This is a genomic window from Leifsonia sp. McL0618 (assembly GCF_049994905.1).
Classification (GTDB): domain Bacteria; phylum Actinomycetota; class Actinomycetes; order Actinomycetales; family Microbacteriaceae; genus Diaminobutyricibacter.
The window spans coordinates 1,363,540-1,381,353 of sequence record NZ_CP188258.1 but is presented as its reverse complement, the minus strand read 5'-3'; the positions used below and the strand labels follow the sequence as shown (position 1 = coordinate 1,381,353).

Here is a 17,814-nt window from a genome sequence, read left to right as displayed (position 1 = left end):
GCCCCTCAGTACCGGAAGTGGTGCTCAATACCGATAGTGATCCACCTTGTATGGGCCATCAACACTGACGCCGATGTACGCCGCCTGCTCCGGGGTGAGCACGGTCAGCTCGACCCCGAGCGCATCCAGGTGAAGTCGCGCGACCTTCTCGTCGAGGTGCTTCGGCAGCACGTACACGCCGACCGGGTACTTCTCCGGATAGCAGTACAGCTCGATCTGAGCCAGCACCTGGTTGGTGAACGAGTTGCTCATGACGAAGCTCGGGTGTCCTGTCGCATTCCCCAGGTTCATCAGGCGCCCCTCGGAGAGCACGAGCACGCTGCGCCCGGATGGGAGGCGCCATTCGTGCACCTGCGGCTTGATCTCGATCTTCTGTGCGCCGGCGAGGTCTTCGAGACCCGCCATGTCGATCTCGTTGTCGAAGTGGCCGACGTTGGCGACGATCGCCTGGTGCTTCATGCGCAGGATGTGCTCTGTCGTGATGACGTTGAGGTTTCCGGTGCCCGTGACGAAGATGTCCACCTGGTCGACGACCGATTCGATCCGTGCGACCTGGAACCCGTCCATCGCCGCCTGCAGCGCGTTGATCGGATCGATCTCGCTCACGATCACGCGAGCACCCTGGCCACGCAGGGCTTCAGCGGCACCCTTGCCGACATCGCCGTATCCGGCGACGAAGACGACCTTGCCGCCGATGAGCACGTCGGTCGCGCGGTTGAGCCCGTCGGGGAGCGAGTGCCGGATGCCGTACTTGTTGTCGAATTTGCTCTTGGTGACCGAGTCGTTGACATTGATCGCGGGAAAGAGCAGCTTGCCGTCGCGCGCGAGCTCGTACAGGCGGTGGACGCCGGTCGTCGTCTCTTCGGTGACGCCGATGATGCCCGCCGCGATCCGTGTCCAGCGGTCGGGCGACGTGGCGAGGGATGCCCGCAGGGCGTCCAGGATCACCCGGTACTCGTGGCTGTCGCCGACCGCATCGGCGGGCACGGCTCCGGCGAGCTCGAAGTCGCGCCCGGAGTGGACGAGCAGTGTCGCGTCTCCTCCGTCGTCGAGGATGAGGTTCGGCCCGATCCAGTCGGCGCCTGCCGTGGCGGCCTCAGCGGTCCAGTCGAAGATCTGCTGGGTGCACCACCAGTAGTCTTCGAGCGTCTCGCCCTTCCAGGCGAACACGGGGACACCGGCGGGAGCGTCGGCGGTCCCGTGCGGGCCGACGGCGATGGCCGCAGCGGCCTCGTCCTGGGTGGAGAAGATGTTGCAGCTCGCCCAGCGCACCTGCGCGCCGAGGGCGACGAGCGTCTCGATGAGGACCGCCGTCTGCACGGTCATGTGCAGGGACCCTGCGATCCTGGCACCGGTGAGCGGCTTCGATTCGCCGAACTCGGCGCGGAGCGACATGAGCCCGGGCATCTCGTTCTCGGCGAGCCGGATCTGGTGTCGGCCCGCCTCGGCGAGCGACAGGTCGGCGACCTTGAACGGGAGTGCGGTGTCGGAATCGGCGAGGAAGGGTGCGTTGGCCATGCAGCCATTCTCTCATTCGGCCGGCTCGCGCCGGGCCGAACGGCTCATCCGCGGATGAGTCCGAGCACCTCGTCACGGATGCGCGCCATCGTGACGACGTCGGCCGCCTCGACGTTGAGGCGCAGGAGCGGCTCCGTGTTCGAAGGGCGCACGCTGAACCACCAGAACGGCTCGTCCCCGGCCACGAATCCCGTGACGGTCAGCCCGTCGAGTTCGTCGAATTCGGCGCGACCGGTGAACGCCTCGACCACGCGGGTGAACGCTGCGGGCACGTCGTCGATGGTGGAGTTGATTTCGCCGGACGACGCGTACGGGTCGTAGGCGTCGGAGAGCACGGAGAGGGGCCCCTCCTGCGAGCCGAATTCGGCGAGGAGGTGCATGGCCGCCAGCATGCCGTTGTCGGCACTCCAGAAGTCCCGGAAGTAGTAGTGCGCCGAGTGCTCGCCGCCGAAAACGGCACCGGTCTCGCGCATCGCGTCCTTGATGAGCGAGTGGCCCACGCGGGTGCGGACCGGTGTGGCTCCGGCTGCGCGGATCGTCTCCGGCACGATTTTCGACGTGATCAGATTGTGGATCACGACGATCTCGGCATCCGGGTCGGCCGCACGGGCACGCCTGATCTCGCGCACAGCGACGATGGCGGCCACCGCGGACGGCGAGACGGCTTCGCCCCGCTCGTCGACGACGAAGCAGCGGTCGGCGTCGCCGTCGAAGGCCAGTCCGAGGTCGGCACGGTGCTCGAGGACGGCCTTCTGAAGGTCGACGAGGTTCGCCGGTTCGAGCGGGTTCGCTTCGTGGTTCGGAAATGTGCCGTCGAGTTCGAAGTACAGCGGGACGATCTCGATCGGGAGTGCAGGAAGGCCGGCCGTCTGGCCGAGGACGGCAGGCACGGTCAGTCCGCCCATCCCGTTGCCGGCATCCACGACGATCCGGACGGGCCGGATTCCGGACAGGTCGACAAGTCCGCGCAGGAAGGCGGCATAGTCGGCCAGCACGTCGACTTCGCGGATGCTGCCGGGCTCCGCGACCGTCTCGATGCCGTCGATGACGTAGCGCTCCGCACGCTCGCGTACGGCGGCGAGCCCGGTGTCGCGGCTGATGCCCTGCGCACCGGCCCGGAACATCTTGATGCCGTTGTAGGTCGCCGGGTTGTGGCTCGCCGTGAACATCGCTCCGGCCGCAGCGAGGTGCCCGGAGGCGAAATACGACTCGTCGGTCGAGCACAGCCCGATCGCGATGACGTTGCCTCCACGGGCGCGGGCGCCGTCGGAGAAGGCGGCCGCGAAGCCTGGTGAGGAGTCGCGCATGTCGTGCCCGACGACGACGTCTTTGCCGGCCGCACCGATCTCATCGACGAAGGCGGCACCGATCGCCTCGACCATCTCGGTCGTCAGCGTGGTGCCGACCAGCCCGCGAACGTCATAAGTCTTGACAGCTGCGTCGAAATTCGAATGGACCTGGTCTGCCGAAAGTGCGTTGCTCACGCCCCATAACCTACTTCACCGAGCACCGAGTGCCTCATGACCTGCCAGCCCTGCGGCGCGGACAGCCGCTCGGCGTGGATGGCGCAGAGGTCGTATGCGTGCGGTTCGTGCGCGTTGCTGAGCGGCCCGAGAACGGCCATCGAGTCGGCGTAGACGTAGGTGAGCGTGGCCACCGCATCTCGGGGGCACGCGACACGGGAACACGGTCGGCTGAGCATCGCGCCCAGACTATCGGAGCCCCGGCGTCGTAGGATGACGACATGCCCCGTTCCCGCCGCGCAAGCAGTGAGCCGCCCGCCGCCGCGCGCTGGAGGAACCGTCACGGGCGGGGTGCGCGCGGTCCGGTGACCGGCCCCCACCTGCCCATGCTGCACAACCGCATCGACCTGTTCGACATGACGGTCGCAGCCACAGCCGACTACCTGAAGGGCATCTGGCCGGCCGAGCTCGAACACGTGCGCTTCGAGGTGGCGGCCGCTCCGATCAATGCGGTGGGTCCGGATGGCGTTGAGCGCTGGCGGGTCGACCAGCGCGAGCGTCGCATCATCCTCTTTCGCGTCCCGATCCAGCGGCTGAGCAAGCTGCACCGCAACGACGAACTGCACCAGCGGATGCTGGTGGAGAGCTGCGTGTTCCGCGCTGTCGCCGAGTTGCTTGGCAAAGATCCGTGGGACCTCGCGCCCGAGCGCTTCCGGCATTATTGAACGGTCCCCGCCATCCTTACTTCGGGTAGACCTCGATCGTCGAAGCGAGCGGGCCCGGCGGGTTGACCGGGAACGATGTCACGAGTCCCTTGCCGGTCAGGCTGGTCGAGACGTAGAGCCCTTTCGCTCCGGTCACGGAGTATGTCCCCGGCGCGAGAATGGTGATGCCGGCGCTTCCACCGGACGGCACGACGAGCGTCTTGGTCGTGCCCGTGACGGTGACCTTCACGGTCGCACTCGGTCCGTCTTCACCGCTGTTCGCGAAGTGGAGCACCGCGCCCGGTCCCGGCGGCACCGCCGCCAGGACGGTGTCGTCCACCGGTTCGGTGGCGACGAACCACCCGAAGTCCTGGGCCTTGCCCGAGACGGTCGACGTCCGCGCGGCGGCAACGAGAGGCTGGGTCGAGTCGATGGTGACCGCGTAGGTGCCGTCGCTGAGGTGGTCGAGCGGGATCTCGGTCGCGATCCCCGGCTTGACGGTCGCCGAGTAGGAGTTGCCCATCGACGTGCCCTTCTCGCCGAGCGCGCCGACCCTTACGGTCGCCGGCGACGTGCCGGGGACGAACACCCTGACCGCCGGAAGATCGCTGCTGTAGCCCTCGCCTCCCTGCGCGGACTGCAGGGCGGCCAGCGAGCGGATGACGACCCCGGGGATGACCAGGTGGGGCGACGGGGCGGCCGTCGGGCCGACGAGCTCGACACCGTGCGGATCGATGCCGACGATGTCGCTCTGCTCGATCGAGGCCACGACGCGACCGCCCTGGGCGACGACGTGGACGATGGGCGCGGCAGCGGACGGCGCCAGGCCCGCGAGTGGGACGATGCGCTGGGTGCCGGGTGCCACGACGATCCCTGTGGCGCCGGGAGCGGTGACCGCACCGGATTCCGAGTAGACGGAGAGGTCGACGGTCGCCGGGACCGTACTGGGGTTGGAGAGCAGCACGAGGCTCGTCTGCCCGAGAGTGGTAGCCCCCGCCACCAGCCAGCTGTCTGCCTGCGCTTCGTCGCATGAGGCTGCGGCCAGCCCAGCGAAGTCTTCGAGAGAGGCCTGCTGGGATTGCGCAGCTCCCACGAGCGGCGGCTTGGCCGATCCGGCGGGTGCCGGCACGGTGAGCGTGACCGGCGAGCCGTTGCTCTCGCCCTGCGTGTCGTCGACGGGCGTGAGCGGCCGGGTCTGCACATCCGCCCCGGTATTCGTCCCGTACACCGCGGTGGGAGGCGCGAACGCCGCGGCACCGGTGGCGGCATTCGAATTGGAGGCGAGGGTCAGGAGGGGACCGGGGCAGGTCCGTTCCTGCGCGGTGGGAACGGGAGCCACGTTCGACGACGGCGGCGTGACCGTGAAGCTCGGCAGAGGAAGCCAGGTGGCACCGGCGATCGCGAGCGCCGCCACCCCGATGCCGGCGATGCCGACGATGGCTCGAGCGCTCTCGCGGGCGACTCCACGTCTACTCGGCACCGTCGCCTCCGTTCACCCGGGCGATCGCCGGCTCCTGGCGATCCCAGTCCGGGTCCCCGTCGTACGCGGAAAGCTCGTCGTCGTCGGACCACGCCGACTCGTCCTCGTCGTCCGCAAGGTCGGCTTCACGTTCTGCGCGGTCGTCCTCATCGCCATCGTCGGCCGGGTCATCGTCTCCCGGTTCGGACGGGCGCTCCGGGCTGGCCGCACCCGCTCCGCCGGGCTTCGCCGAGCCCCTGGGGCGACGCAGGGACTCTGCCATGAGGCTTTCGTAGGTGCGCCTCGCGGGTATCGAGAGCAGCAGGATCAGTCCGATGACCACCGCCTGCGTGACGAGGATGATCGTGCGCCAGATTCCGCCGGCGTCTGGCGGGATCTGCGCTGCGGGCGGCACATCCGCGGTGCCCCGCTCGAAGCTCCACAGGGTGCCCGTGCCGGTTCGGCCGACCGACGTCAGGGCGGCATCTGCGTTCAGGGCGATCGTCGCACGCAGACTGGCCGCCTTCGCTGCCGGTGTCACCCCGGCGTCGAGGGCCGACGCGGCCGGTGCCAGCAGCACGTAGTCGATTCCCAGCGATTTCAGCTGCGGTGTCGGGTCGAACCCGCTCTGCGATGCGAGGTTGCCTGCGAGCGTTGCGAGCGACTCCTCCTGTGCCGACAGGGCGCGATCGGTGCTGCTGAGCGTGCTCTGGCCGGACAGCGTCGCACCGGAGCCGCGGAGCACCTCGGCCGCGATTCCTCCGTTCGGCTGCGCGGTGAGCCGGAGAGTCCCCGTGCGCGGTGCGCTCGCTGCGTTGGCGTCCACGACCGCCGGGAGGGTGCGACCGTCGCTCGCCTGCACAGAGGACGCTCCGACGGGCATGGCGATCGCTGCGGGAGTTGCGGCGATCGCGATGGTCGCGAGGGCGGCGAAGGCGGGGAGCGCGGCGAACCGTCCGACCGTGGCGAGCCCGATCACGGCAGCCGAGACGAGCCCCAGCCAGTAGAGGCTGACGCCGGCGCCCGGCCAGATGAACACGGCCATGGATGCCGAGATGGAGACCGACACGAGTGTCGCAGCGACAGCGGTCGCGAAGCCGAGCAGCGCCACGACGAGGGCGACGGCAGCGCGGGCCGAACCGCGCAGGAACAGCGACATCAGTGCGAGGACGCCCAGGGGCGCGAGGAGTATGGCCACGACGACACTCGGACCGACTCCGGGGATGTCGAGGCTCGCCGCTACCGTGTGCCAGCCGCCGAGCATCCCGTCGGGGAATCCGAGGGCGAGCTGCCAGGCCGGAACCGTCCTGCTCTCGATCACCACGCCGGGATCGGCGAACACCGAGACCCACGCCCCGCGCTGCGCCTGCTGCCAGACGAGCGGAGCGAACAGGACGACCGTGGGAAGCAGCACCAGGATCAGCCGGGCGAACCGCTGCCTGCTGAGCACAAGGGCGATGACCCAGACGACGAGGAGGGCGGGAATGAGCGAGGGCGCACACGCGACGGTGGCCGCGGCGAGAAGGGCGGTCACCCCCGCTGCCGCCCACGAGCGGGCCGCCGACAGACCCGTGTAGAAGAGCCACGGCAGAAGCAGGTGGGCGAGGATGGCGGCGGGACGACCCGACTGCATCGCGATGAGAAGGGGCGGCGCGATCGCCCACGCCAGTGCGGCGAAGACGCGCAGGCTGGAGCGCTGCGTCAGCCGGGAGGCGAGCATCCATGCCCCGAGCGCGGCCAGGGGCAGCGCCACGAAGTAGAGCGCGACGAGAAACACCGACGGCTGCCAGAACGTGATCGTGCCGAAGACGGCGAGCACGGCCGCGAAGGGGTCGGCAGCGCCGACGAAGCCGAGCCCGATGTCGCGCCAGCCGTAGCCCAGCGTCGTCCAGAGGTCGGCGACGCTCGCCGGCATCGGCAGCAACGCGCCGCCCCCGAGGGCGTTCGCACCGAGCAGGGGGAAGAAGAGCGCGACGCCGAGCACGGCGGCGGCAAGCACCGTCCAGGCCCCGCCCCCGCCGATGAAGTTGAGGTCGCGGCGCTCGCCACGCAGACCGACGTAGGCGGATTCCCGCTTGAGGGCCCGGGCGCGCCTCACCTCGGCGATCGGAATGCGCAGCGGCGCGATCGCAGCCCAGCCGACGACGCGATGCCTGGCCAGGTTGCGCCGCGCGCTGCTGACGCGGATGCCCGCGAACGCGGTGCGGAACGCCGCCGCGAACTCCCCGCCGATCGCACCCGGCTCCTTGCCGACGATGCGCCCGATCGACCGGAACAACGCAAGGGGCACGAGCGAGAGCCAGTGGATCGGAACCGCCGCGCCGGGGGCGTAGACAATGCGGCGGTGGAGCTGGGCTGTGCGGCGCTCGCGGATGACGCGGCGACGGATGCGGCCCTTGCGTGATGCGTTCGGGCCGGCCACCCCATCCCCTGCGATCGCAATCCGCGCCGACGGCACGAGCACCACACGGAATCCGGCGAGGCGTACGCGAACGCAGAAATCGAGACCGTCGTCCACGGCGGGCAGGGCGGGATCGAACCCGCCGAGCTCGTCCCACAGTGACTGCCGCACGATCAGCCCGGCGGGCGACACCGCGAGAACATCGCTCAGTCCGTCGTGCTGCGCCTGGTCGAACTCGTTCTCGACGAGGTTCACCGAAGCACCGAACTGGGTCATCGCCTCGCCGAATTCGCGGATGGTGTGCGGGTCGTCCCATTCGACGAGCTTCGGACCGGCCGCGGCCACCGACGGAGAGACCTCTACCGCACCGAGCAACGCTTCGAGCGCGCCCGGCTCGGGGGCTGTGTCCTGGGCGAGAAGCCAGAGCCAGTCGTGGTCGCCTGCGGCCGGCGGCGTGACGCGGACGCCTGTCGCAACGGCCGCACCGAACGGCAGCTTCTCCCCCACCGAGACAAGGTGTGTGGGAGCGAAGGCGGCGAGGAGCTGGGCCGCATCATCCGTCGACGCACAGTCGACCGCGACGACCACATCCGGCTGCCGGGTCTGGGCCTTGAGGGCGTCGAGAGTTCGCTGAAGGTGGTCGCCTCCGGCTCGGGCGACGATGATGGCTGTGACTCTCGGATACATCGGAGACAGCCTAAGTTGGCGTCCGTGGATCGGACGTCAGCGTGCGGGCGCGCCGGAAATCAGACCGCGCGCTTGCGCAGCTTGCGGCGCTCGCGTTCGGACAGTCCGCCCCAGATGCCGAACCGCTCGTCGTTGGCGAGGGCGTACTCGAGACACTGCGACCGGACTTCGCAGGACGCGCAGATCTTCTTGGCATCCCTGGTCGATCCGCCCTTTTCGGGGAAGAACGCTTCGGGATCGGTCTGTGCGCAGAGTGAATCGGACTGCCATGCCAGCGGGTTCTCGTCATCGACGGACTGTCGGACCCCTGGCACTCCCAGCCTGACGGGATCGACAAACCAGTCGTCGGGTACCCCAGAGCGATATTCGGGACCAGCCATATCGATCTCCCACCCATGTCGTGCATTCCACGTCAATGAACGTGTTGTAAGTAATTACACCCGTGTAGTTCGTAGGAGTCAAGTCGCGAATCGTAAAGCCTCAACTGGCCATCGAGGGTTTGCGACGCGCCGAAGGACGGCAACAATCGCGACACGCCCGGGTGTTCTACCCCTGTTTCCTGAGAATGCTCAGGAAGCGGCCTGCCGTGCAGCCCAAGCGCTGCCTACCATCTCTGCCAGCGTGTGCCGCATCCGCCAGTCGAGGTCCCTGGCCGCGAGTTCGCCTGATGCGACAATACGGGCTGGATCCCCCGCCCGTCGCGGCCCCACTTCTGGGGTGAAGGGCTTTCCGGTCACCGACGCCACCGCGGCCATGATCTCGCCGACCGAGACCCCGTCGCCGCTGCCTAGGTTGTACACCGCTTCGATCGGCAGGTGCGCATCGAGCCGTTTCGCGGCGGCCACATGTGAGACCGCAAGGTCGGACACGTGGATGTAGTCGCGCACGCACGTTCCGTCGGGGGTGGGATAGTCGTTGCCGTTGATGCGCGGAACCCGGCCGTCGACGAGCGCGTCGAAGACCATCGGGAAGAGGTTGTGCGGGCTGGTGTCCCTGAGCTCATCCGATCCGGACCCGACGACGTTGAAGTAGCGCAGCGACGTGTGGCGGAGGGCGGCGGCGACGCCCTGGTCGCGCAGCAGCCACTCGCCGATCAGCTTCGACTCGCCGTACGGCGACTCCGGGGATTTCGGCGTGTCCTCGGTCACCAGGTCGGTGTCGGGCGTTCCGTAGACCGCCGCGCTCGAGGAGAAGACGATCGCGTCGACTCCGGCCTCCTGCATCGCAGCGAGGAGCACAGCCGTGGCCGTGACGTTCTGCTCGTACGTGTGCAGGGGCCGCTGCACGGAGACGCCCGCGTACTTGAAGCCGGCGACGTGCACGACACCCGAGATCGTGTGTTCACGGAAGACGGTCTCGAGGAGTTCGCCGTCGAGCAGCGTCCTCCGATAGAAAGGAACGTCGACGGGCACGAACTCTGCGTGCCCGCTCGAGAGGTCGTCGACCACGACGACATCGATTCCTTGCTCACGGAACGCCCGCACCACGTGCGAACCGATGTACCCCGCACCACCCGTCACCAACCACGCCATGCGTCGCCCTCCTCGCTGCTCACCGAACAAGAAACCCTATCGTGGCGGACTGGCTTGGAACGGTGGGCTACGGGAGTGACCGGTAGATCTCTCTGCGATGACCCACCGTTAGAACGAGCACAAGGAGCCGGTCGCCTTCGACGACGTAGACGATGCGGTGGTCCCCCACCCGCACGCGCAGATATCCAGGGTGCCCGGTCAACGCTTTCGCAGTCGGAGGTCGCGGCTCATCCCGCAAGAGGCCAAGTGCAGTGACAATCCGTGAACGCGCTTTCCCATCGAGCTTGCCCAACTCTTTCTCGGCGCGGCGGGTCAGGACGACTGAATAGCGTTCAGCCAAGAACGATCCCGAGCTCGTCCGCGACTTCCTCGAGGGAAACGATCTCCTCGTCTCCTCGAACCACCGCCGCATGGACTTCGGCCGCAGTAGCAGCATCCTCGGCGTCTTCCAATGCCTGGAGCGCCCGCTTCGCTACTTCGAAATCGATGACCATCACCGACTCACGGCCGTGCTCAGTGATCGTCACAGGTGCGCGATGCGCCTCGTCGAGCGTTTGCGCCCACCGCTGGCGGGCTTGAGTTGCGGGAATAGCGACCACCGCTAAATTGTACATTTTAGCAGGCGGGTGGGCAAGACTCTGCCGGAGATCCATGCGTCCTAGTCATTCGGGGTGGCGATGAAGACGGTTCCCTCGCCCGAGATCCGGAGGTCGACCTCGTCCGGCGTCACGAACACCGCTTCGCCGCGCGACAGGCGGATGCCCGTGCCGGCTCCCCGGAGTTCGACGGAACCCGCTGTGCAGACCGCGGTCGCAGCTCCGGGGAGCGCGACGACCGTCGAGGGAGCGGACGCGTCGAGGTGTACGACGTCAAGCGCGAAATCGTCGACGTCCGGTCGGTAGATCTCCAGGCCCTGCGCCGGCGATTCGGGTGTGAGGGGAGTCACGGTGAACGGTGAGAAATCGAGCACGGCGAGCAGTTCCGGCACATCGACGCGCTTGGTGGTCAGGCCACCCCGCAGCACGTTGTCGGACGCCGCCATCAGTTCGACCCCGAGCCCGTGGAGGTAGGCGTGGATGTTTCCGGCGGGCAGGTAGAGCACCTCGCCGCGCTTCAGGGTCGTCCGGTTGAGCAGAAGGGCGAGGACGATGCCGGGGTCCCCCGGGAACGCCCGGGCGAGCAGCCCGACGGTGTCGGCGGCCGACGCCACCTCGGCCGGCACAGAAACGACACCGTCACCGTCTGCGATTCGGCCGGCGGCCGCAACGACGACGTCGACCAGGAGCCGCACATCGGCGTCGCCGCTGAGCAGCCACGCCGTCGACTCCCGCAGCGCGACCCGCGCGCTGCCGGCCAGCAGACGCGCCGTCAGGAGGCCGACGAGTTCCTGTTCGTCACGGGAGGCCGACCCGACGATGGCCTCGAGCACCTGTGCGCTGACCGCCGGCTCGCGGTAGCCGCTGAGCGCGTCGAACGACTCGCTCAGCGCATAGATCAGCTCGGGCTTGTGAAAGGGGTCCTTGTAATTGCGGTCGGGGGAATCCAGCGGAAGACCCAGGGCGTTCTCGCGAGCGAACCCTTCCCTGGCCTGCGCGGCAGACGGGTGCGCCTGGAGCGACAGCGGTCCGGCCGCTGCGAGGACCTTCATGAGGTAGGGCAGGCGGGTCAGCTCGCCGTTCGTACCGCCTGCCCCCAGGGCCCGGCGCGGCTCCCGCTGGATCCACTCCGCCAGGTCACGTGCACCGTCGGTCTGCGACGGATCGAGGATCGCACTCGGCGACCCCGGATGGGCGCCCAGCCACAGCTCGGCCTCCGGAGCGCCGGACGGGGCGCGTCCGAGGAGCTCCGCGATGGCGGTCGTGGATCCCCACGCGTAGTCGCGAGGGGTGTTGCCGATGCGCACAAACATCCGTGACGGTCCCTTTCGATCGTTAGACCAAACTACCAACCGCTTTTGCCGCCCCCGCGCGCCTCAATAGGCTGACCTGCGGACCGACTTCAAGGCAACGGAGCAGACATGGCATTCGAGACACTCGCAAGCGACTTCTACGGCTACGAGAACCTCCTCACCGATCGCGAGAAGGATTTCATCACCGCGCTCCGCAGGTATCTCGAGAACGACGTCAAGCCGATTGTCAACGAGCACTGGGAGAAAGCCGAGTTCCCGGCATCCATCATCCCGGGCCTGCACAGCAGGGATGTCGTCGGCCTTGGGTTCGACGAGACGAAAGCCTTCGAGAACTCCGCGGTCTTCCGGGGCTGGGTCGCCCTCGAACTCGCCCGCGTCGACGCGAGCGTGAGCACCTACGTCGGCGTCCAGAACGGACTCGTCGTGGGCGCTCTCGGGCTCACCGGCTCGGCCGAGCAACGCGCCGAGTGGCTGCCGAAGCTCGCCTCGGGCGAAGTGATCGGCGCGTTCGGCCTCACCGAGCCGCAGTCGGGGTCGGACTCCGCCCAGGGCCTCCAGACGATCGCGACCCGCTCGGGCGACGACTGGGTGCTCAACGGGTCGAAGCGGTGGATCGGAAACGCCACCTTCAGCGACATCACGATCATCTGGGCGAAGAGCGCAGAAGACGGCCAGGTCAAAGGGTTCATCGTTCCGACGTCGACCCCGGGCTATACGGCGACGAAGATCGAAGGCAAGCAGTCGCTCCGGATGGTGCAGAACGCCGATATCACTCTTGAGAACGTCGTCGTTCCCGAAAGCCTGCGCCTCCAGGAGGCGAACAGCTTCAAGGACACCGCGAAGGTGCTCCGGCAGACCAGGGCCGAGGTCGCGTGGTCCGCCATCGGAGTCGCCGTCGGTGCCTACGAAGCCGCCCTGCGGTATGCGACGGAGCGGGTGCAGTTCGGCAAGCCGCTGGCCTCGCACCAGCTCATCCAGGACCTGCTGGTGAAGTCGCTCGGCAACATCACCGCGAGCATCGGCGTGTGCACACGGGTCTCCGAGATGCTCGACCAGGGCGAGCAGCGCGACGAGCACTCCGCCCTCGCCAAAGCCTTCGCCACCTCGCGGATGCGCGAGACGGTCTCGTGGTGCCGCGAGATCCTGGGCGGCAACGGAATCGTGATCGACTACGACGTCATCCGGTTCTTCGCCGACGCGGAGGCGGTCTACTCGTATGAGGGCACCCGTGAGATGAACACCCTCATCGTGGGCCGCAGCATCACCGGCAAGGCCGCCTTCGCCTGATCCAATAGCCTTGCCCAATGAGCACTGCGCGTAAACCGATCGCTGTCAGCGCGTTCTCGACCCTGCTGGTCTTCACGCTGTTCGCCGGCGACTTCTGGCGCAACACGCTGAGCTGGTACGGCTGGGGCGTGATCGCGGCCGCGCTGGTGGTCGGCAGCATTGTGCTGCTGGTGCGCATCCGCCCGCCGCTGCTCTGGCGCCGGCTGCCGGTGACGCTCGCCCTGTTCCTGCTGCTCGCCACCCTCTCGATCGCCTGGTCGGACTATCCGGGCGCGAGCGCACTCGGCGTCGGGCTGCAGTGGTGCACGACCATCGCGGCCCTGTTCCTCGCCCTCTGCCTCGAGTGGCCACAGCTGCTGCGGTCGCTGTCGCACGCTTTCCGCTGGATCCTGGGGCTCTCCCTGCTGTTCGAGTTCGTCGTCGCCGCATTCGTGCGCCATCCGGTCCTGCCGTTCTGGACCGCCTATGGCAGCGAAAAGGTACCCCAGGCCTTCTACTGGAGTCGGGGACTCCTCTTCCACGGCGGCCAGATCCAGGGCATCCAGGGCAACAGCAACCTGCTTGCCATGGTCGCCCTTCTCGCACTCGTCGTCTTCGGCATCCAGCTCGCCGACGGCGTCGTGCGGCGCGGCTCCGGGATCGCGTGGCTGGCCGTCGCCGGCCTCACCTTGGTGCTCACCCGCTCTGCCACGGTGATCATCGCCGCCGTGTTCACCGTCGTTGTGCTGCTTTTCGCGCTGTGGATGCGCCGGGTGCGGCCCGACCGCCGACGCCCGGTCTACCTGACCATGCTCGGCGCCGTCGTGCTCAGCGTCGCCGCCGTCTGGGTCTTCTCGGGCCAGCTCCTCAAGCTGTTCGGCAAGAGCGAGGACCTGACGGGCCGCCTCGACATCTGGCACGCGGTCACGGCCCTCGCCTCCCAGAGGCCGGTGTTCGGCTGGGGATGGGTGAGCTACTGGGCGCCGTGGGTCGAACCGTTCACAACCCTCGCCGTGCGCAAGGGGGTCACCTACCTGCAGGCGCACAACGCCTGGCTTGACGTCTGGTTCCAGCTGGGCGTCGTCGGGCTCGTCATCTTCATCCTGCTGGTCGTCACCACCCTGAAGCGCAGCTGGTTCCTCGCGGTCGACCGGCCGCGCGTCGCCCTCGTCGACGACCTGCCGTACACGGCACTTACGCTGCTGCCCCTGCTGCTCATCGCAGCACTCATCGCCCAGAGCGCAGCCGAGAGCAGGATGCTGGTCGAGGCGGGCTGGATGATCCTGGTCGTCGTATCCGTGAAGACGAAACGTGCCGCGCCGTAGGATTGGCGCATGGCCGTGACCCGTCGACCCCTGGTGCCGGCCGCCCTCACGGAATTCTTCGGCTCGGCGCGCTTCGCCTCAGCCCTGTCGCTCGTCGCGGTCGGTGTGGGATTCTCGACCCACGCCATTCGCAGCGTGATGGGCTGGCCCGGGCTCATCGGGGCACTCGCCGCCCTCGTCCTCCTCGCGGCGATCTCGTTCATCGCCCAGCGGGAGACGATCGAGTGGCACGGACTGCTGCCGATCTCGATCCTCGTCTTCGTCGGCTGGTGCGCGCTCTCGATCCTCTGGAGCTCGTACCAGTGGGCGTCTTTCGCCGGCATCGGCTACCAGCTGACCTTCGCTTTCCTGGGCATCTACATCGCGCTCGTGCGTGATGCGATCCAGATCGTACGGGTCGTCGGCGACGTCCTGCGCGTGCTGCTGACGGTGTCGCTCGCCCTCGAGGTGCTGAGCGGCCTGCTGATCGACCTGCCCATCCGGTTCCTCGGCATCCAGGGCAACATCGCGCTCGGCGGTCCGATCCAGGGGCTCTTCGGCAGCCGCAACGCGATCAGCATCGTCGCGCTCATCGCCTTCGTGACCTTTCTCGTCGAGCTTCGCACCCGCTCGGTGCGGCCTGCGACGGCGACCGCGAGCATCGCACTCGCGGTTCTCTGCATCCTCCTCGCCCACTCCCCCGTCATCGCCGCTGTCTCGGTCATCGTGGGACTCGCGACCCTGGCGCTTTACGCGGTGCGCAAAGTGCCGGCATCCCAGCGCCGGTACTACCAGCTGGGCCTGGCTGCCATCACGGTGCTCGCCCTGGTGCTGGCGTACGTCTACCGCACGCGCGTGATCGACCTGCTGAACGCGCGTGCCGACTTCTCGGTGCGGTACCGGCTGTGGATCCAGATCTGGCAGCTCATCCCGGTCAACCAGATCCTCGGCTGGGGGTGGGTCGGCGGATGGCCGGAAGACCTCTACCCGTTCACCGCCATCCAGGCGAACGCGGGCGCCGAGCACGCGAACGGGCTGAACGCCTACCTCGACGTCTACCTCCAGGTCGGCCTGATCGGCGTCATCCTCTTCGTGGCTCTCATCGCGCTCGCGTTCGGCCGATCCTGGCTGCTCGCCTCCAACAAGCGCAGCGTGGTCTACGTCTGGGCGCCGCTCGTGCTCGTCGCCCTGCTCGTGACCAGCGTGTTCGAGAGCTCGATCCTCGTCGAATCCGGCTGGCTCCTGCTGGTCGTCTGCGCGGTCAAGGCCTCACAGGGCATGAGCTGGCGAAGCGCACTGCCCCGGCACGAACCTAAGCCGGCTGCAGGAGGTCGCGGATGATGTCCGAGCGACCGCGGCTGGCGAACCGCCCGTAGAGTCCCCGGCGGGCGAGCCCGAAAACGGCACCGACCCGTCGCAGGCGATTCGGCGCCATCGCCGCACGCTTCGCCTCGAAGTCCGCTTTCTGCCGTGCCGCGCTCACATATGCACCAGGGACAGCGTCACCGAGCGCACCGAGGCGGTCCGCAAGAACGGCGAACTGCTGCGCGAGCTTCGTGTTGCGGTCGCCGCGCGGCTCGAGGACGCGCGACACCTTGTAGCGCAGGGTCGGCTCGGTCACGCCGATCTGGTTGCGTCCGTGCTGGCGGTAGTCGATCGTCGCCTCGCGCACCACGCCGACCCGGCCGGTCGCGGCCGCGACGACCGCGAGCCATTCGTCGTGCACCCACTCCGGCGGGAACGGCCGCGCGCTGGTGAGGAGTTCGCGACGGAACACGACTGTGGCGCCCGTCGCGAGGTTGCGCCGGAGCAGCGCTTCGAACGCGCGACCCTCCTCCTCCAGGCGCAGTTCTTCGTCGGAGAGTTCGAGGGTCTCGAAGAGCGTGGCGTCGAGCGGTGCGCCGTCTTCGTCGACGAGCCGCGCATCCGTGTGCAGGAAGGTCAGCCCGCCGTCGTCGAACCGCTCCGCCAGCCGTTCGAGCCGGTCCGGGTGCCAGACGTCGTCCTGGTCGCTGAGCGCAATCAGGGGCCGGGTCGTCCTGGCGACGGCGCGTTCGAAGTTGGCGGTCACCCCCGACGGCGTCGTGCCGGCCAGCACGACGACGTCCGGCGATACTCCAATCGCAGCGCCTCCGTCGACGGTGGAGGCGACGACCCCGAGTGTTCCGTCCGTGGATCCGTCGTCGGAGATGACGATCTCGTCGGGCACGCGCGTCTGGCGGAGGATGCTCTGCACCTGGGCCTCGACGTAGGCGGCCCCGTTGTACGTGCACAGGGCGACCGAGATCTCTGCGGTCATATCACGAACGCTTCAGGACCACCGAGAGGACGCCGAGAAACATTCCCGCCATGATCGTCTGGGCGCCGAGCATCATCAGCAGCGAGGCGCCGATGGCGGTCCTGACCGTCTGGTCCAGCTGGAGCGCACCGAACCCGGCATTCGACCACATCACCAGTTGCGCGACGGCGATGGCCAGACCGAGCACGAACAGGATGAGACCGGCGACCGCGCTCGACTCGAGGCTGATCCGCCTCTCAAGCCGGTCGAAGTTGCGGCTACGCGGTATTCGGAAACCCTCGTGCTGCGCGTAGATCTTGGACAGAATCGCGAAGATCACGGCCTGGTACCCGACGACGGCGAGTGCGGCCAGATAGACCTGGCTGGCGACGTCGAAGCCGACGTCGCCGATCGCCAACGGGCCGAAGCTCAGGACGAACGTGCCGAGGATGCCCAGGGCGAAGGCGACCGCACCGGGAACGAGGAAGAGCCAGCGCGGGCTGAAGATGAGGAGGAAGCGCAGGTGGCGCCAGCCATCGCGCCAGCTGCGCAGGTGCGGGGGCCGGGAACGCCCATCCTTCTTCAGGGTCGTCGGCACCTCGCTCACGCGGCGTCCCCCGAGGGAGGCCTTGACGACCATCTCGCTCGCGAACTCCATTCCCGTGGTCTGGAGGTGGAGGTCGAGCATCTTCTGGCGGTTGAAACCCCGCAGTCCGCAGTGGAAATCCCGGATGGGCGACTTGAAGAACAGCCGGCCGATCGACGAGAGCACCGGGTTGCCGAGATACTTGTGCAGCGGTGGCATGGCGCCCGGCTCGATCCCGCCGAGGAACCGGTTGCCCATCACCAGGTCGTCGCCGGCGCGCAACCGTTGCACGAACTGGTCGAGGTTCGCGAAGTCATAGCTGTCGTCGGCGTCGCCCATGATCACGTAGGTGCCGTTCGCCGCCGAGATCCCGCCGAGGAGGGCCGCCCCGTAGCCCTTGTCGACGACGTTCACGACCCGCGCACCATTGGCTTCGGCGATCGCCTGCGACCCGTCGGTGCTGCCGTTGTCGGCGATGACGATCTCGCCGACGACACCGCTGCGGTCGAGGTAGCCTCTGGCCTTGACGATGCACGTGGCAAGCGTCTCCGCCTCGTTGAGGCAGGGCATCAGGATCGTGAGTTCGATCACCTGGACGGTAGTCATTTGACGGGAGTTGTCCTCGCTTGATATGGAAGGGCGATCCGATCATAACCGCTCGGACGCGCCGTGCACGGCGCCCCCTCCGGTAATGGGATAGTTGGGGA

General features: G+C 68.1%; 16 protein-coding genes. 4 read left to right on the top strand and 12 right to left on the bottom strand.

What is annotated here, in order from left to right; all coding sequences use genetic code 11:
• Positions 1 to 24 precede the first annotated feature (24 nt).
• The 3 genes from ahcY to ACPPVQ_RS06600 are packed head-to-tail and all read right to left on the bottom strand — an operon-like array spanning position 25 to position 3,220.
• Positions 25 to 1,518, bottom strand: coding sequence for an adenosylhomocysteinase (ahcY, locus tag ACPPVQ_RS06610; protein WP_426519853.1), 1,494 nt, complete (start codon positions 1,516 to 1,518; stop codon positions 25 to 27).
• Between the two features lie 44 nt (positions 1,519 to 1,562).
• Positions 1,563 to 3,002, bottom strand: coding sequence for a phosphomannomutase/phosphoglucomutase (locus tag ACPPVQ_RS06605; protein ID WP_426519851.1), 1,440 nt, complete (start codon positions 3,000 to 3,002; stop codon positions 1,563 to 1,565).
• A complete protein-coding gene (locus ACPPVQ_RS06600; protein WP_426519849.1) occupies positions 2,999 to 3,220 on the bottom strand; it encodes a DUF3499 family protein in 222 nt (73 codons plus the stop codon). The genes ACPPVQ_RS06605 and ACPPVQ_RS06600 overlap by 4 nt, the downstream gene beginning before the upstream one ends.
• A gap of 42 nt (positions 3,221 to 3,262) precedes the next feature.
• Between ACPPVQ_RS06600 and ACPPVQ_RS06595 the strand changes: the two genes are divergently transcribed.
• Positions 3,263 to 3,706, top strand: coding sequence for a metallopeptidase family protein (locus ACPPVQ_RS06595; RefSeq protein WP_426519847.1), 444 nt, complete (start codon positions 3,263 to 3,265; stop codon positions 3,704 to 3,706).
• Between the two features lie 16 nt (positions 3,707 to 3,722).
• Here ACPPVQ_RS06595 and ACPPVQ_RS06590 read toward each other — a convergent pair whose 3' ends face one another.
• From ACPPVQ_RS06590 to manA, 7 genes are all read right to left on the bottom strand, one after another.
• Positions 3,723 to 5,165: a DUF5719 family protein gene (locus ACPPVQ_RS06590; RefSeq protein ID WP_426519845.1), complete on the bottom strand. Its 1,443-nt coding sequence runs from the start codon at positions 5,163 to 5,165 to the stop codon at positions 3,723 to 3,725.
• Positions 5,155 to 8,232: a glycosyltransferase gene (locus ACPPVQ_RS06585; RefSeq protein ID WP_426519843.1), complete on the bottom strand. Its 3,078-nt coding sequence runs from the start codon at positions 8,230 to 8,232 to the stop codon at positions 5,155 to 5,157. The genes ACPPVQ_RS06590 and ACPPVQ_RS06585 overlap by 11 nt, the downstream gene beginning before the upstream one ends.
• 59 nt (positions 8,233 to 8,291) lie before the next feature.
• Positions 8,292 to 8,612 carry a WhiB family transcriptional regulator gene (locus ACPPVQ_RS06580; RefSeq protein WP_426519841.1) on the bottom strand — a complete coding sequence of 107 codons (321 nt, stop codon included), beginning with the start codon at positions 8,610 to 8,612 and terminating at the stop codon, positions 8,292 to 8,294.
• 189 nt (positions 8,613 to 8,801) lie between these two features.
• A complete protein-coding gene (galE, locus tag ACPPVQ_RS06575) occupies positions 8,802 to 9,764 on the bottom strand; it encodes a UDP-glucose 4-epimerase GalE (protein ID WP_426519839.1) in 963 nt (320 codons plus the stop codon).
• 67 nt (positions 9,765 to 9,831) lie between these two features.
• Positions 9,832 to 10,176: a type II toxin-antitoxin system RelE family toxin gene (locus ACPPVQ_RS06570; RefSeq protein WP_426521169.1), complete on the bottom strand. Its 345-nt coding sequence runs from the start codon at positions 10,174 to 10,176 to the stop codon at positions 9,832 to 9,834.
• Positions 10,097 to 10,363: a type II toxin-antitoxin system prevent-host-death family antitoxin gene (locus ACPPVQ_RS06565; RefSeq protein WP_426519837.1), complete on the bottom strand. Its 267-nt coding sequence runs from the start codon at positions 10,361 to 10,363 to the stop codon at positions 10,097 to 10,099. Before ACPPVQ_RS06565 ends, ACPPVQ_RS06570 begins: the two co-directional genes overlap by 80 nt.
• A 59-nt stretch (positions 10,364 to 10,422) precedes the next feature.
• On the bottom strand, positions 10,423 to 11,673 hold the full coding sequence (manA, locus tag ACPPVQ_RS06560) for a mannose-6-phosphate isomerase, class I (protein WP_426519835.1): 1,251 nt from the start codon (positions 11,671 to 11,673) through the stop codon (positions 10,423 to 10,425).
• 108 nt (positions 11,674 to 11,781) lie between these two features.
• Here manA and ACPPVQ_RS06555 point away from each other — a divergent pair, with 108 nt between their 5' ends.
• Genes ACPPVQ_RS06555 through ACPPVQ_RS06545 form a run of 3 tightly spaced genes read left to right on the top strand, consistent with a single transcriptional unit; the run spans position 11,782 to position 15,584 of the window.
• Entirely contained in the window at positions 11,782 to 12,960 is a 1,179-nt protein-coding gene (locus tag ACPPVQ_RS06555) for an acyl-CoA dehydrogenase family protein (RefSeq protein ID WP_426519833.1), read from the top strand.
• 17 nt (positions 12,961 to 12,977) lie between these two features.
• Positions 12,978 to 14,264, top strand: a complete 1,287-nt coding sequence (locus ACPPVQ_RS06550; RefSeq protein WP_426519831.1) for an O-antigen ligase family protein — start codon at positions 12,978 to 12,980, stop codon at positions 14,262 to 14,264.
• A gap of 9 nt (positions 14,265 to 14,273) precedes the next feature.
• The gene (locus tag ACPPVQ_RS06545) at positions 14,274 to 15,584 is read left to right on the top strand and encodes an O-antigen ligase family protein (protein ID WP_426519829.1); all 1,311 of its coding nucleotides are present in this window, start codon (positions 14,274 to 14,276) and stop codon (positions 15,582 to 15,584) included.
• Here the strand turns inward: ACPPVQ_RS06545 and ACPPVQ_RS06540 are convergent.
• Complete coding sequence (locus tag ACPPVQ_RS06540) at positions 15,556 to 16,542, bottom strand: glycosyltransferase family 2 protein (protein WP_426519827.1); 987 nt, start codon at positions 16,540 to 16,542, stop codon at positions 15,556 to 15,558. The two genes, ACPPVQ_RS06545 and ACPPVQ_RS06540, sit on opposite strands and share 29 nt — an antisense overlap.
• Before the next feature lies 1 nt (position 16,543).
• Positions 16,544 to 17,713 (bottom strand): glycosyltransferase family 2 protein, encoded by a 1,170-nt coding sequence (locus tag ACPPVQ_RS06535; protein WP_426519825.1) that lies wholly within the window; start codon positions 17,711 to 17,713, stop codon positions 16,544 to 16,546.
• Positions 17,714 to 17,814: the final 101 nt, after the last annotated feature.